Raw genomic sequence first — 13,420 nt, forward strand, 5'->3', positions numbered from 1 at the left:
CCTCTATCTGCCCGGTCAGTGCTTGCCAGCGCCTGGCCAGCAGCCGCAGGCTGTAGGCCGTGGCCTCGGCGGCGGTGACCGGTGTCGCTGTTGGTCGCGATGCCGCCAGTGCTGCAATCAGTTTGGGGGTCGACAGGCCCTTGTAACGTGTACGCAGATCCTCTGGGGCTGTGATCAGCATCCCCTTAATCTGATTGATCGTCGCAGTCCGAGCCTGCAGCGCCGAGGACCTTGAAGTCCGCAGTACTCGCAGCGACTCCACCAGCCCGTCCCCACCCTTGGGCGCCGCGCTGGCTCGGCCACCCAGCACAGCCTCAGCGGCGGAATAAGCATCGAAGGGATCGCTCTTGCCGTGGAGTCGCCGGTCGAACCGGTTGGGTCGATTCACCTCGAACACCGTGATGCCTGCCTCCCGCACAACTCGGGTGACCGCGGCTCCATAGGAGCCGGTGCACTCGATGCCCACGCTGACCAACCCGGGCCAGGAACCCAAGAACCGCAATGCCGCCTGGTACCCAGTCGCGGTAGTCGGTATTTGGGCATCAGCCAGCCGGCGCCCGGCTTGGTCGATCACCGCGAGGTGATGTGTGTCCGCGTGCGTGTCGATCCCGCCGTAGACCTTAACCTGCTTATCGTTCATCATAGGAACTGCGCCCCTTCTTTTCGAGTTCTCGGGTGCGCAGCTCAGCCGGCGTCAGTCAGTTCACTATCGGGGACACGCCAGACTCCTATCAGGACATGACGGCCTGCTGGGCTGCACTTATTACAGTGAGCCGAGCCAGTCGACACGTCGTAAACAGGACAACCCCAGACAGCGGGGTGTCAGAAGAGCCATGAGTCAGACCCGACCACAAGACCATCATCGATCCGTTTGGTAGAGACCGCCACGTCCTTCGAGAAGTCAGACTAACTAGTCCACAAGATCTATAGTGAAGAGCCATCAAAACCGCACAGTAGATGGTTTCGCAGCAGTCGACCCTCGCGCCGCAGGCTCCGTGACGACTAGAGTGGGTCAGCAACAGATGTTGTAGGAAACAGCGCACCCACCCACGCTCGGAGGAGCCATGGAAATTCTCACCGGAGGCGTCATTGCCGTCGTAGTCGTCGTCCTCATCCTGGCCGTACTGTTGTTCGGCAAGTTGAGGACCAGCATGTTCTTCACGGTCAAGACGCAGGAGAACGTCATCGTCGAGCGCTTCGGCAAGTTCAAAAAGGTCGCCAAGCCGGGCCTGAACTTCAAGATGCCCCTCGTCGAAACGATCAGCAAACCGATCTCCCTGCGTGTTCAGCAGCTCGAGGTCAACATCGAGTCGAAGACGAGCGACAACGTCTTCGTCACAGTCCCCGTCGCCGTGCAGTACGTCGTCGAGGAGGAGAATGTCACCGACGCTTACTACAAGCTGGCGAACTCCGAGGAGCAGATCAGGTCCTATGTCTTCGACACCGTGCGCTCCGCACTCTCGGGCCTGACTCTGGACACGGCGTTTGAGTCGAAGGACGATATCGCTGAAAACGTCGAACGCCGGCTCTCGGAGTCGATGCGCCGCTACGGGTTCAAGATTGTGAGCACTCTGGTCACGGACATCACCCCGGATTCCAAGGTTCGCGATTCCATGAACTCGATCAATGCTGCTCAGCGTGACCGTGTGGCCGCCCAGTCCCTGGCCGAGGCCGACAAGATCAAGCGCGTCACGCAGGCGCAGGCGGAGTCCGAAGCGATGCGTCTGCACGGTGAAGGTGTCGCCGCACAGCGCAAGGCCATTGCCGAAGGCATCGCCGAACAGTACTCGAAGCTGCAGTCGGTGGGCATCGACAGGACGGCCGAACAGCTGCTGATGCTGACCCAGTACTTCGACACCATGCAGAACGTAGCCCAAGAGGGTCGCTCCAACGTGCTGTTCATGCCCTCGAACCCGGGCGGCCTGGGAGAGATGACGCAGGAGATCAGGAACACCCTGTTCGCGGCCAATGCGTCTGAGGATGCGAAGAACACTTCGGGGCTCAAGGGCGCCACCGGGCCCCGGTCCCAGAAGCAGGCCGAGTCGAAAGCAGCGCAGAGTGCACCCGCTGAGACGAAGTCAGCCATGAAGCGCGCAGTCGACGCAGTCAGGCCCCACACCAATCACCAAGATCAGACTCCCGAGGACTCCTGAGGATTCCTGAGCTTGGCTACTAGGCCTGCCCCAAGGGCTGACGCAGTCTGAGACGAACGACAGAACGGGCGCCGGTGCATCAGCACCGGCGCCCATTCGTCTGTCTACAGCTTCCAGGGAACTTACTCCCGAGCAACACCATCTGCATCGGCGGCAGTCTCAACCGCTGTAGCCACAGCAGGAGCGACGCGTTCGTCGAGCGCGCCGGGCACGATGTAGTCGGGGCGCAGGTCGTCACCGACGAGGTCGGCGATGGCACGCGCGGCGGCGAGCTTCATCGCATCCGTGATGTCGGTGGCTCCCACGTCCAGGGCGCCGCGGAAGATTCCGGGGAACGCGAGGACGTTGTTGATCTGGTTCGGGAAGTCGCTGCGTCCGGTGGCCACGACGGTCGCGTACTTCGCTGCGATGTCGGGCAGAACCTCGGGGTTCGGGTTGGACAGGGCGAAGATGATCGCGTCATCGGCCATCTGCGACAGGTGCTCCTCGGCGATGGTGCCGCCGGAGACGCCGATGAATGCATCGGCTCCGTTCAGTGCGGCATCGATTCCACCGGCAATGCCGCGAGGATTCGTCTCGGAGGCCAGCGCCTGCTTGGTCTCGGTGAGGTCGCTGCGTCCTGCTTCGACGACGCCCTTGGAGTCGAGGACGACTACGTCGCCGACGCCGGCATCACGCAGAATCTTCACGACTGCCACACCGGCAGCACCGGCACCGGAGACGACGACGCGCAGGGACTCAAATGATTTGTCCACCACGCGCAGAGCGTTGGTCAGCGCAGCGAGGACGACGACGGCGGTGCCGTGCTGGTCATCGTGCATGACAGGGATGTCGAGTGCGGCCTTGACCCGGTCCTCGATCTCGAAGCAGCGCGGTGCGGAGATGTCCTCGAGGTTGACGGCACCGAAGGTCGGGGCCATGCGCACGATGGTCTCGACGATCTCATCGGTGTCATTGGTGTCGAGCACGATCGGAATGGCGTTGAGGCCGGAGAAGCTCTTGAACAGCGCGCACTTGCCTTCCATGACCGGAAGTGAGGCCTTGGGGCCGATGTCGCCGAGCCCCAGGACGGCCGAGCCGTCGGAGATGACGGCGACGAGGCGACCGGTCCAGGTGTGGGTGCGTGCCAGTTCCGGCTCGTCCTTGATCGCGGTGCAGACCTTGGCCACGCCTGGCGTGTAGGCGATCGAGAGATCGCGCTGAGTCTCGAGCGGGCTGGTGAGCTCGGCGGAGAGCTTTCCGCCCTCGTGAGCGGCGAAGATCTCCCCATCGGTGATGGCAGGAGCTGAGGTCTGTGCCGACGTTGCGGCGGTTTCGGTCGTAGTCGTCATGATTGATCCTTTTGGTCGTGTGACGGCCGGCGGGATACCAGTGCTGTCATCGAAGTTCGTCAATCGCCGTGCCCGCACCGTGGGGTGCTCGGAACAGCGGTCGGTCAGGACTGAAGGCCACGCGAATGGTGGTGCGGTGACGTCTGCGCTGGTGCGTACTCGAACCCCTTTGTGAAGGAATCGGCGACCATGCGCAGTGCAGAAGCGGCACGCACAAGAGCGAGCTTCGACCTTGTGGGTCGCTTCCGGCAACTTTGCCAGCATAGTCCAACACCGTCACCAGGTCACCCGAAATCGTCACCTTCGCCGAGGTTTCCCGTCATTCCAGCGGCATGTTCATCAGACCTTTGACTGTAGTTTGACCGCCGCTGCGAGTAGCCGTGTCGCCTCCGATATCGAGGGCGACCCCAATCTAGGCAAGCGATGCATAGGACGTCCTCGCCCCATTCGCAGAGCACCCACCTGATTTCACGCAGTACAACCGAAGTCCGTCAAACGCTGTGCCCCCTAGTCACTGGTTTTGACTTCTGGATAAGAACCGATCAATTCCAAAGCTCGAGGTCAGACCAGTCGTCAGGAACGCCTAGCGACGAAAGATCAAGAATGTCAGACCGCGGAAACGAGTTGAGTAACGCGACCAAGCTGGAAGTCCAGGTCTCGCCTCCCTCGATGCACGTCAGCAGATAGGCCACCACTGCGAGAATGTTGTAGGCACCATAACCACCCTTGAGCTCGAACTCGCGCAAATGGTTGAGCACGGGGATGACATCGGGCTTGGGACGGCCTGGGGAATTCTGAAGCTTCCGGTTGAAGAGTCGAGCATGATGGGCAGCTACATTGCGCGCATAGTTGAGACTTGCCAGCCAGCTGCTCATGAGCCTCTTGGTCGGGACATTGAATGCTTGGGCGATTTCCAGTGAAGATTCGTCGTTGAGGCCCTTATAGAGGCGGGACAGTTGGCCAAGTTCAAGAATCTCTGTCAGCGCCCATATAGGCATCTGGTCGTCATATCTACTTCGAAAGTGTGTAACGAACGCTTCATCTGAACTATCGCGCCGCTCAGCAACCCGCTTCAACCAGACCGCGTGCTGAATGGGCATCTCACTATCAAGGCGGGGCTGGACAAAGTTTGGCTGGAAAGTGGTTGAGTTCAGGTGTGCGAATGGCGAAGTGCGCCCCAAGACGTATCCAACCTGCATACGCACAGCTATTTCAATGCGTTCGACCCCCTCCAAAACGAGTAAGCGCAATTTTCTGTCGAAATCGATGATTTCTTGCACATACTCAATTGAGCTCCCTGGGCGATAAGTCTCGAGGACGCGAACACGCGATCGACCGTCCTCATCTCGGTATCTCTCGGCATCGCGAAAGGGGTACAGATACCCAGTGAGTCGGTAGTACCCCGTGGAAGCTAGCAAGGCAAGGGCCTGATCTCGCGGACGTACGTCAACTCCTCGATCAGCGAGGTGGTCCACTTGCTGATCGATAGTGAGCCACGGTTTTTCGTAATCAGCCACTCTGCCTCCAAGAGTGAAGAAAATCGGCTCGCCCGCCCCTCAAGGGGACGAACGAACCGATCATGATGTTGTCGATTTTACTCTGAATTGTTGGCCACGTCGAGCATCAGTACTGGACTGAATCAGAAGCTAGAAAACTCATGGATATTGCGCTCATCTCCTACGGGCTTGCCCAATGTAAAACGATCGTTGTACCGTTGTCGTCATGTCCACTACACGCACCGACATCGTCACCAACTGTGAGCCCGTCTTCGACCGGAACGGCTTCGCGGCAACCGGCATGGATGCCCTCACCAAGGCAGCAAACGTCTCCTCAAGGACCCTGTACAAGCATCTGGGCAGCAAGACCGGGCTCACGATCGCCGTTCTCCAGGCGCGGATGGAACGCTTCTTCAGCACGTGCACAGCGTCGACCTTCGACGAGCTGCTCACCGGCCTTGAACGTTGGATAGAAGCAGAAGGTGCCCGAGGTTGCCTGTTCCTGCGCGCCCAAGGCGAAGCCGACACGCTTGGCGCCGGGGCTGGGGTCTCCACCGTGGTCGCGGAATATCGGCGGCGATTGCGAGAGCTGATCGGCTACCTCGTCGTCAACGAGCTCGGTCGTGAAGATGACACTCTGTGCGATGAGCTGCTCATCATCTTCGAGGGTGCAACATCAACAGCCTCATACCTGGGCCCGCGAGCAATCACTGCGGCCCGCAGTGCGGCGGGCGCCGTGCTGACGAAAGGAGATCCATGCACCTGCTGACCGTCTTCGCCCACCCGATCCGCACAAGCTATCCGGGCGCGGTGATGGATTCCTTCCACGAACCATTCGCAGCTGCCGGTCACTCGATCGATATCCTCGATCTCCACACCGAGGGTTTCGACCCACGATTCACCGAGGCGGACCACAGTCACTTCTGGGGCGGCCCGATCCCACCCGGTATCGCCGACATGCACCAGCGGGTCGAGGCTGCTGACCGGCTGGCGTTCGTCTTCCCCGTCTACTGGTGGTCGATGCCGGCGATGATGAAGGGCTGGATTGAGCGGGTCTTCACTGGCGACTGGGCCTATCAGTATGGCTCGGGTGTTGCTGATCGAGGCAAGGAGCCGCTGAACGGGCTTCTCCCCCGCGCGCCCACAGCACTCATCGGGGTCGGCGGCTCCAAGCAGCGCACCTATGACAAATACGGGTATGGGGACGCGATGTATGCCCAGCTCGACATCGGCATCTTCGCCTACTGCGGCATCACCGATGTGGAAAGCCACCTCATCTACGACGTCGAGGGCGAGCACAACGCCGACAATCGAAGCGCCGGAATCGCCCAGGCACGAAACATCGCCACCGCATTCGCGTCTCCGACCCGCTCGCCCCGAAACGCCAAGGAGGAGCACTTCGCGAGTTCGGCTCAGCGCAGGTAGATGCGGGTGGGGTCGAGATCGTCCCTGAGTACCGCCAGCTCTTCTGCCGTGGGCGCTTGAGTTGTTTCGAGATTGCTCGCGACCTTCAGGTCCCAACCAGTCTGTCGCACAACCTCGGCGGGGTCGACTCCTGGGTGCACTGCGCTCAGCGTGAGTTCCTCGTCCTGGGCGAATCGGGTCATGATTCCCAGGTCCGTGATCACGTGCGTGACTCCCGCGCCGGCAGGCATGGTGCCAACCTCAGACTGTGCCGCCCGGTGAGGGCTGGGTGAGGTGACGAAGTCGAGAGTCTCGACGAATGTGCGCGGGGTATGCCGACGCATGACGAGAAAGATTTCGGCCGCCCCGGCCATGGCTTCGATCGCTCCACCGGAGCCGGGCAGTCGACTGTCGGGGTGTTCCCAGTCCTCACCGATCAGAGTGGAGTTGAGGCTGCCATAGCGGTCTACCTGTGCGGCTCCGAGGAATCCGACATCGATGCGCTGCCCCTGCAGGACGTAGTTGAACAGGTGAGTCATCGGAATCACCGAGGCGGCCCCCGGAACCAGCACCGAGTCGGAGATCGTGCGCGGCAGGTCCGGCGGTCTGGCTCCTGTGACGCCCGATTCGTAGACGATCTCAATCTCCGGGGCCACGGTGCGCTGGGCCAGTGCAGTAGCCAGCGTCGGCAGGCCGTGTCCGGCGAAGACGACGCGGCGGCCGGCGAGTGCTCGGGCCGAATGGATGGTGAGCAGCTCGCTGCTCGTGACATCCCCGTCGTCCTTGTTCGTGTCCGTGTGGTCAGATGTGCCAGCGGTCATTCCCGACCTCCATAATTGACGGGTGTCGAATAGGCGTCGCGGATGCCCAACTTGTCGAAATGGTCGGCTCCCAGCAGTGCGAGGAATTCCTCATGATCTGCAGTGGCGTGGATGTTGGTCTGCAGCCATTGCTTGACTGCCTCGGCATCACGGGCGAGAGCCGACCAGTCGCGGGAGAACGCATCGTCGCGGTCGTAGCATCCCTGCACGGCATGCGGGTGTGCGCCGCGTGGAACTTCGACGACGGCGTCAACGACATGGGAGGGAACGATTGTGCGGTTTGGGTCGGAGCGGATGATGGACTCGTCGACGATCTCTTCGACGGTCACGATGAGTCGCCGGCCTGCAAACGCGGCCTCGGTCTGGATTCCCAGCATCCCCCAGGCCTGCACATTTCCGGCCGAGTCGGCACGTTGAGCGTGGATGACCGTGAGGTCCGGATTGAGCGCGGGCACGACGTAGATCGGCGGACCGCCGAAGGGGTCTTCCACGGGTCTGATCCGGGGATTCTTCTGGGCGAGATCGCTGCCGCGATAGGACGCGATCGGCTGGAACGGGAGCTTCGAGGCACCGGCCTGATACCTGGCCACCATTCCGCCGTGGCTGTATTCGTCGAACCACAGCGGTTCCGGATCCGAGTGCTCAATTCTCCGGCGCAGTTCGTAGAGCGAGCCCGCCGAACTGTTGGCCACGAAGGCCGCGATCAGACCAGTGAGGCAGTTGGCGCCGAGGAGCTGGTCGACGATGACATCACAGGACATGCGTGCCAGGGTGAGGTTCGAGAATTTCTGTCGGATGATCTCGTGCGCGGCGGCGACCGGCACGAGGTGGCCGAAGCCTTCCAGCGCGACGGTGTCCCCATCGTTGAGATGGGTGCTGATCGCCTCTGACAGGCTCGTCGTCTTGTCCATCGCGTCCTCCTTGAGCATCGATTGACTGTGACCTCGATCATCCTGCCAAAATCATTTATGCCAGTCCAATGTAAATACTGCCCTTCATTCATACAGTTTGAGCATTATTTACACCCGGCATTCGTGTCACGCAATTATTTCGACCGAACGATCGCTTAGCCTCGATCGGCGCCGTAGACTCGAACTCGATAGGCATTTGCGCGCACCGGCTCCAATGGCGGACGGTCGAGATGAGGAGAAGCATGAGTGTTCTGTATCTGGTCAGGCATGGCCAGGCATCATTCGGCACCGATGACTATGACCGACTGTCCGATCTGGGCAAGGAGCAGAGCCGTATCACCGGCGAGCACCTCGGCGCACAGCACGTCGCGCCGGTTCGCATCGTCCACGGAGAGATGCTGCGCCAGCGACAGACCGCCGAAGGCATCCAGACCGGACTCGGCAGCGCTTTGGAGCCTCAGATCGATTCCGGCTGGAACGAGTACCAAGCGTGGGAACTCACCGGGGCCCTGACCAATCCCGACCCTCGTGCGCAGCAGGATTCGAAAGTCTTCCAGGCCGAACTCGAACGCGGAGCTGCCCGCTGGGCCAGCGGTGAGCACGACGGCGACTATACGGAGACCTTCAAGGAGTTCGCCACCCGCGTCAACACCGCTCTCGATGATGCGTGTGCGGCAATGAGTTCCGGTGAGTCGACGATCGTCGTCTCCAGCGCCGGGGCCATCGCGTGGACGGCAGCCAGACTGCTCGGCGGCGGCTTCGACCAGTGGATGGCGTTCAACCGGGTGACCGTCAACACCGGAATCACGCGCATCATCACCGGCCGCAGCGGCACCAGCCTCGTCTCCTTCAACGAGCACGGCCATCAGGTTCCGGAGAAGGTCACCTACCGCTAGTCGGTGTCTACAGCAGGTACGGAGCCAACGCGGACAAGGCGACGAGGACCAGTCCACCGCCGATGCGTGAGGAGATCGACAGGAACGGCAGCAGGTTCAACCTCTGTGAGGCCTGAAGGACCGCGAGGTCACCGCTGGAACCGAAGTCGGCCAGTCCCAGTCCCGCCGAGATCGCCGATTCGATCCAGTACAGCTTGACCAGCCAGCCGACGAAGCCGGCGACGAGAGCGGCGATGACCACGGTCAGCAGCGTCATTGCCATGTATCCGGGGTCCGAGACCAGCGAGAGAACCTCATCGATATTGATGGCGATCACGCTGATGGCGACGAGGATCGCAGGAATCATCGCATTGGCAACGAAGACGTACCAGAGGTCAACGGACTCCTCCACGTACTGCGGCATCGGGACGAAGATCTTCGCCAGTGCGCAGATGACGATGAGGAACACGTAGGCGTGGAGCACCGGAAACAGATCGCTGAGCAGGTTCGACACGGTGAAGAGTGCACCGGCGATGAAGAAGCCCATCGCAGCCAACTTGACGGCCGCGGTCGGCGATTGGAGCTTCTCGGCAGTCGCCTCGGGCAGGCGGACTCCCTGGGCGAGGACACCCTTGCCGTTGAAGGCCTTGAAGCGGTGCCCATGCCTCTTTCCCGCATTGTTGAGAACAGCGGCAACAATGATGCAGATGATGTTGGCAACTGCGACCGCCGGCACCAGTGACGTCAGGTATTCCGCGGCAGATCCACCGCTGTTCTGAGCGATGATCTCTGAGATCGGAATGGCTCCGGCCGCGACACCGCCGCCCAGCACCGGTCCGGCGACGAAGAAGATCGCATAGCCTGCACCAACGCCGGTGACCTGCCCGATCAGTCCGATGACAGTGAAGCACACAGCGATCGTGACGATGATCGGGATGAGAATTCGGGCGCCGGCCTTGATGAGCAGGCTGCGCGGCATCCCGAGGATGCTGCCGGTGATGAGCGCCGCCACGACGAACTCCCCGAACCCCGAGGTGTCATAGAAGCTGGCCACCAAGCCTTCGATGGAGCCGGGCATCACACCGACGTACTTGAAGATCGCGGGAACGAGGATGCAGAGAATGACCCCGCCGCCGATCACTTTGAAATAGGGGATGGAGTTTCCCACCCACATCAGGATTCCGCCCAAGGAGATGACCACGGCGAAGGCCGCCGTCATTCCGGTCCGCTCGGAGGTGAGGCTCACTGCAACGAGGGCGATGATCGCCATCGGAATGAACGCCAGGACCGGCAGCCCCATGATCGTGCGATCGAAGGACGTGGCACTCTCCTCCACTTGCTCCGCCGGCGCAGAGTCCTCTTTGACATCTCGACTTGTCATGATTGTTCCGGTCCTACCTGGTAGACAAACTTCGTTGATTGCATACAGATCAGTGTATGGTGTTTCTAGAATCGGCTCCATTGCTGGGAACGATTGAAAGCATACCTCAGAATTTCGCATAATTGTATGCAACTTGTTGTTTCAAAGGAGAACCAGTGAACGAAGAGACATCGCGTCCCTCAGGTACAGGACCGCTGAGGGGAATCCGAGTTCTTGAGATGGGACAGCTCATCGCCGGACCGTTCTGCGGACAGCTGCTGGGCGACCTCGGTGCCGAGGTCATCAAGATCGAGGACCCCAAGAACGGTGATCCGATGCGCCAATGGGGACAGGCCACCATCAAGGGCTCATCACTGTGGTGGTCCGTCCTGGCCCGCAACAAGAAATCCGTGACCCTCAACCTGCGCACCCCGGAGGGCCAGGAAGCTGCACGCGCACTGGCCGAGTCTGCCGACATCGTCGTCGAGAACTTCCGCCCGGGCTCGCTCGAGAAATGGGGCCTCAGCCACGAGGAGCTCCAGAAGAACAACCCCGGGCTCATCATGCTGCGCGTCTCCGGGTTCGGCCAGTCGGGCCCCTATGCCAAGCAGGCCGGCTACGGCTCCATCGGCGAAGCCATGGGCGGTCTGCGCTACGTCGTCGGCGACCCGTCCACTCCCCCATCACGGGTCGGGGTGTCGATCGGTGATTCCCTGGCGGCCCTGTTCGGAACCATCGGCGTTCTCGCAGCACTCCAGGAAAGGCACAACAGCGGTCTCGGCCAGGTGGTGGACTCCGCGATCTACGAATCCGTCCTGGCAATGATGGAGTCCATGGTGCCCGAATGGGCCGACGACGGAATCCAACGAGAACGCAGCGGTTCGACCCTGCCCAAGATCGCTCCCAGCAACGTCTACCCCACCGCAGATGGACAATGGCTCATCATCGCCGCCAATCAGGACACGGTCTTCGCACGCTTGGCTGCGGCCATGGGCAATCCCCAACTCGCCGACGATCCTGAGTACTCCACCCATACGGCTCGAGGCGAGCGCCAGGCGGAACTCGACGAACTGGTCGCCGAATTCTCCTTGCAGTACAAGGCCGATGACCTGGTCGCACTCCTCAACGAGCACTCCGTGCCGGTCGGGAAGATCTTCCGGGTCGAGGACATGCTCAGCGATCCGCAGTACAAGGCCCGCAGATCTGTCGTCGAGGTCGAGAGCAAGGAATATGGGGCTGTCACGATGCAGAACGCCTTCCCCCGGCTCAGCCGCACCGACACCGCCGTGCGATGGGTCGGACCAGAGCTCGGCCAAGACACCGACGAGGTGCTCACAGAGGTCGGCTACGATCACGATGCACTTACGGATATGAGAGACAAGGGAGTGATCCGCTGATGTGGAATCTGCCAGAGCGTGCTCGCGTCGTCGAGGTGGGGCTCAGAGATGGTCTCCAAGCCATCGAGACGCCGTTGTCCACCGATCGTAAGATTGCCATCGTCTCCGAGATGATCGCCGCCGGGTTCAAAGAGATCGAGGTCGCGTCCTTCGCTCACCCGAAGGTTCTTCCGCAATTGGCCGACGCCGAGGCTGTCCTGGCCGGAATCCCTCGCCCACCTGATGTTCGCTTCCGCGCTCTCGTCCCCAATGCCAGGGGTGCACTTCGGGCCGCGAAGTGTGAGCTCGATGAGCTGACGTTCGTCGTTCCGGCAGAGGACGGCATGGCGCTGAAGAACCAGGGAACGACGACGGACGGTCTGCTGGACCAGTTGGATGAGATCAGAGAGGTCTCAGGAGGGGCGGGACAACGACTCATCGTCGCCGTCGCCTGCGCCTTCTTCTCCCCCTGCTACGGACCGGTGTCGAAGGATGCGCGCGACAAGGTCGTTCGCAAGGCGATCGAGGTCGGCGCCGATGGCGTCTACCTCGCCACGACGACCGGTGAGGAGACTCCGTTGGAGCTCTTCTCCGGCATCAGCGAGACGAAACACGATTTCCCGGACCTGGAAGTCGGGGCGCATCTGCACAACCGCAACGGCTTCGCCCCGGCGAATGCACTGGCGGCTCTGTCTGCCGGTGCCGACTGGCTCGAATCCTCAGTTGCCGGGCTCGGCGGAGACATGTGGTTCCCCGGCGATCCGAGCGTCCTCGGCAACATGGCAACCGAGGATCTCATCCATCTGCTGGATGGAATGGGCATCTCCACCGGCATAGACTTGAACCGTGTCAGACATATATCTGAAGGTCTCATCGAAGAGACGAAGTTCCCAGTCAGCTCGTTCGTCAGCCGAGGTGGTACTCGTGAGGAACTCGCCAACGCCACGTGGGACTAGTGTCCGATGCCTGTAGACGTTGACGCCACACCGCCTCAGTTCGGCGACTCACAGTGGACTGAAGTCAGCTCACGCATCCTCGGCTTGGTGGTCTCTGGGGACCTGCCGCCGGGATCGTGGATACGCGAGAACGACCTTGCCGGTCGCCTCGGCGTGAGCCGGACGCCCATTCGTGAGGCCTTCCGTGAATTGGTGGGCGTCGGTGTCGTCGAGGTTGTGCCGAGGCGTGGGACGCGTGTGCGCAGCTATGACGCTGAAGAGATCGAGCAGATCTACCGCTCACGTGCGGTCATCGAACCCTACGTCATGTCCGAAAGCGTCGGTCGGCTCACCGAGGATGACTTCGCAACTCTGTCCGAGCTGACCGAACAGATGAAGAGCCTGGGGTCGGATCCGAGAACGCGGCACCACATCGCCTCGGTGAACAACGAATTCCACGCCATCTTCATCCGCAACAGCGCGGCTCAGTCCCTCATTTCGACGACGTCCAACCTCATGATTCCCATCGTCGTGGCGACGCTGTTCGCCTCGTACTCGGACAACGATGTGTCGTCGAGCATGAACCATCACGATGAGCTCATCTCTGCGGCCCGAGCAGAAGACAAGGAATGGGTCGCTGCAGTGAGTAAGGCCCACATCATCAGCGGACTCAACCGGTTCAAGGCCATGCAGATGGAACAGACACCGGGCCAGGATGACTCAGAATAGTCGCCGCTCGCTGCCTTACTGCCCGGCCC

General features: G+C 61.3%; 13 protein-coding genes. 7 read left to right on the forward strand and 6 right to left on the reverse strand.

Translation table 11 applies throughout. The features are described from left to right. On the reverse strand, positions 1-643 hold a 643-nt coding region (locus tag BAUR9175_RS16155), incomplete at its 3' end, for an IS110 family transposase (protein ID WP_146000923.1). 421 nt (positions 644-1,064) lie between these two features. On the opposite strand from BAUR9175_RS16155, the gene BAUR9175_RS16160 reads away from it, so the two are divergent. Continuing rightward, positions 1,065-2,153, forward strand: a complete 1,089-nt coding sequence (locus BAUR9175_RS16160; protein ID WP_009885181.1) for an SPFH domain-containing protein — start codon at positions 1,065-1,067, stop codon at positions 2,151-2,153. Positions 2,154-2,275: 122 nt separating this feature from the next. Here BAUR9175_RS16160 and BAUR9175_RS16165 read toward each other — a convergent pair whose 3' ends face one another. Both BAUR9175_RS16165 and BAUR9175_RS16170 read right to left on the reverse strand, forming a co-directional pair. Then, positions 2,276-3,484 carry an NAD(P)-dependent malic enzyme gene (locus tag BAUR9175_RS16165; RefSeq protein WP_101584508.1) on the reverse strand — a complete coding sequence of 403 codons (1,209 nt, stop codon included), beginning with the start codon at positions 3,482-3,484 and terminating at the stop codon, positions 2,276-2,278. A 542-nt stretch (positions 3,485-4,026) separates the two neighbouring features. After that, on the reverse strand, positions 4,027-5,001 hold the full coding sequence (locus tag BAUR9175_RS16170; protein ID WP_257944357.1) for an Abi family protein: 975 nt from the start codon (positions 4,999-5,001) through the stop codon (positions 4,027-4,029). A 205-nt stretch (positions 5,002-5,206) separates the two neighbouring features. On the opposite strand from BAUR9175_RS16170, the gene BAUR9175_RS16175 reads away from it, so the two are divergent. After that, the gene (locus BAUR9175_RS16175) at positions 5,207-5,749 is read left to right on the forward strand and encodes a TetR/AcrR family transcriptional regulator (RefSeq protein WP_009881642.1); all 543 of its coding nucleotides are present in this window, start codon (positions 5,207-5,209) and stop codon (positions 5,747-5,749) included. Beyond that, positions 5,737-6,405 carry an NAD(P)H-dependent oxidoreductase gene (locus BAUR9175_RS16180; RefSeq protein ID WP_101584510.1) on the forward strand — a complete coding sequence of 223 codons (669 nt, stop codon included), beginning with the start codon at positions 5,737-5,739 and terminating at the stop codon, positions 6,403-6,405. The genes BAUR9175_RS16175 and BAUR9175_RS16180 overlap by 13 nt, the downstream gene beginning before the upstream one ends. Here BAUR9175_RS16180 and BAUR9175_RS16185 read toward each other — a convergent pair. Beyond that, positions 6,393-7,205: a CoA-transferase subunit beta gene (locus BAUR9175_RS16185; protein WP_096158173.1), complete on the reverse strand. Its 813-nt coding sequence runs from the start codon at positions 7,203-7,205 to the stop codon at positions 6,393-6,395. The genes BAUR9175_RS16180 and BAUR9175_RS16185 overlap by 13 nt on opposite strands. Further along, positions 7,202-8,134 (reverse strand): CoA transferase subunit A, encoded by a 933-nt coding sequence (locus BAUR9175_RS16190; protein WP_226824082.1) that lies wholly within the window; start codon positions 8,132-8,134, stop codon positions 7,202-7,204. The genes BAUR9175_RS16185 and BAUR9175_RS16190 overlap by 4 nt, the downstream gene beginning before the upstream one ends. Positions 8,135-8,358: 224 nt before the next feature. Between BAUR9175_RS16190 and BAUR9175_RS16195 the strand changes: the two genes are divergently transcribed. Continuing rightward, complete coding sequence (locus tag BAUR9175_RS16195; RefSeq protein WP_101584511.1) at positions 8,359-9,012, forward strand: histidine phosphatase family protein; 654 nt, start codon at positions 8,359-8,361, stop codon at positions 9,010-9,012. Between the two features lie 7 nt (positions 9,013-9,019). On the opposite strand, the gene BAUR9175_RS16200 is transcribed toward BAUR9175_RS16195, so the two are convergent. Further along, on the reverse strand, positions 9,020-10,372 hold the full coding sequence (locus tag BAUR9175_RS16200; RefSeq protein WP_257944358.1) for a 2-hydroxycarboxylate transporter family protein: 1,353 nt from the start codon (positions 10,370-10,372) through the stop codon (positions 9,020-9,022). Positions 10,373-10,527: 155 nt separating this feature from the next. On the opposite strand from BAUR9175_RS16200, the gene BAUR9175_RS16205 reads away from it, so the two are divergent. The 3 genes from BAUR9175_RS16205 to BAUR9175_RS16215 are packed head-to-tail and all read left to right on the forward strand — an operon-like array spanning position 10,528 to position 13,391. Beyond that, positions 10,528-11,748, forward strand: a complete 1,221-nt coding sequence (locus BAUR9175_RS16205) for a CaiB/BaiF CoA transferase family protein (RefSeq protein WP_069599435.1) — start codon at positions 10,528-10,530, stop codon at positions 11,746-11,748. Further along, the gene (locus tag BAUR9175_RS16210) at positions 11,748-12,683 is read left to right on the forward strand and encodes a hydroxymethylglutaryl-CoA lyase (protein ID WP_069599434.1); all 936 of its coding nucleotides are present in this window, start codon (positions 11,748-11,750) and stop codon (positions 12,681-12,683) included. Before BAUR9175_RS16205 ends, BAUR9175_RS16210 begins: the two co-directional genes overlap by 1 nt. 6 nt (positions 12,684-12,689) lie before the next feature. Further along, complete coding sequence (locus BAUR9175_RS16215) at positions 12,690-13,391, forward strand: GntR family transcriptional regulator (protein WP_101584514.1); 702 nt, start codon at positions 12,690-12,692, stop codon at positions 13,389-13,391. Positions 13,392-13,420 lie beyond the last annotated feature (29 nt).

The organism is Brevibacterium aurantiacum (assembly GCF_900169065.1).
GTDB lineage: Bacteria > Actinomycetota > Actinomycetes > Actinomycetales > Brevibacteriaceae > Brevibacterium > Brevibacterium aurantiacum.

Bases quoted from the DNA above. Each gene is read 5' to 3' on its own strand.
- BAUR9175_RS16175 (WP_009881642.1), top strand. From the start codon at position 5,207: ATGTCCACTACACGCACCGACATCGTCACCAACTGTGAGCCCGTCTTC.
- BAUR9175_RS16195 (WP_101584511.1), top strand. From the start codon at position 8,359: ATGAGTGTTCTGTATCTGGTCAGGCATGGCCAGGCATCATTCGGCACC.
- BAUR9175_RS16180 (WP_101584510.1), top strand. From the start codon at position 5,737: ATGCACCTGCTGACCGTCTTCGCCCACCCGATCCGCACAAGCTATCCG.
- BAUR9175_RS16160 (WP_009885181.1), top strand. From the start codon at position 1,065: ATGGAAATTCTCACCGGAGGCGTCATTGCCGTCGTAGTCGTCGTCCTC.
- BAUR9175_RS16185 (WP_096158173.1), bottom strand. From the start codon at position 7,205: ATGACCGCTGGCACATCTGACCACACGGACACGAACAAGGACGACGGG.
- BAUR9175_RS16215 (WP_101584514.1), top strand. From the start codon at position 12,690: ATGCCTGTAGACGTTGACGCCACACCGCCTCAGTTCGGCGACTCACAG.
- BAUR9175_RS16165 (WP_101584508.1), bottom strand. From the start codon at position 3,484: ATGACGACTACGACCGAAACCGCCGCAACGTCGGCACAGACCTCAGCT.
- BAUR9175_RS16190 (WP_226824082.1), bottom strand. From the start codon at position 8,134: ATGCTCAAGGAGGACGCGATGGACAAGACGACGAGCCTGTCAGAGGCG.
- BAUR9175_RS16200 (WP_257944358.1), bottom strand. From the start codon at position 10,372: ATGACAAGTCGAGATGTCAAAGAGGACTCTGCGCCGGCGGAGCAAGTG.
- BAUR9175_RS16210 (WP_069599434.1), top strand. From the start codon at position 11,748: ATGTGGAATCTGCCAGAGCGTGCTCGCGTCGTCGAGGTGGGGCTCAGA.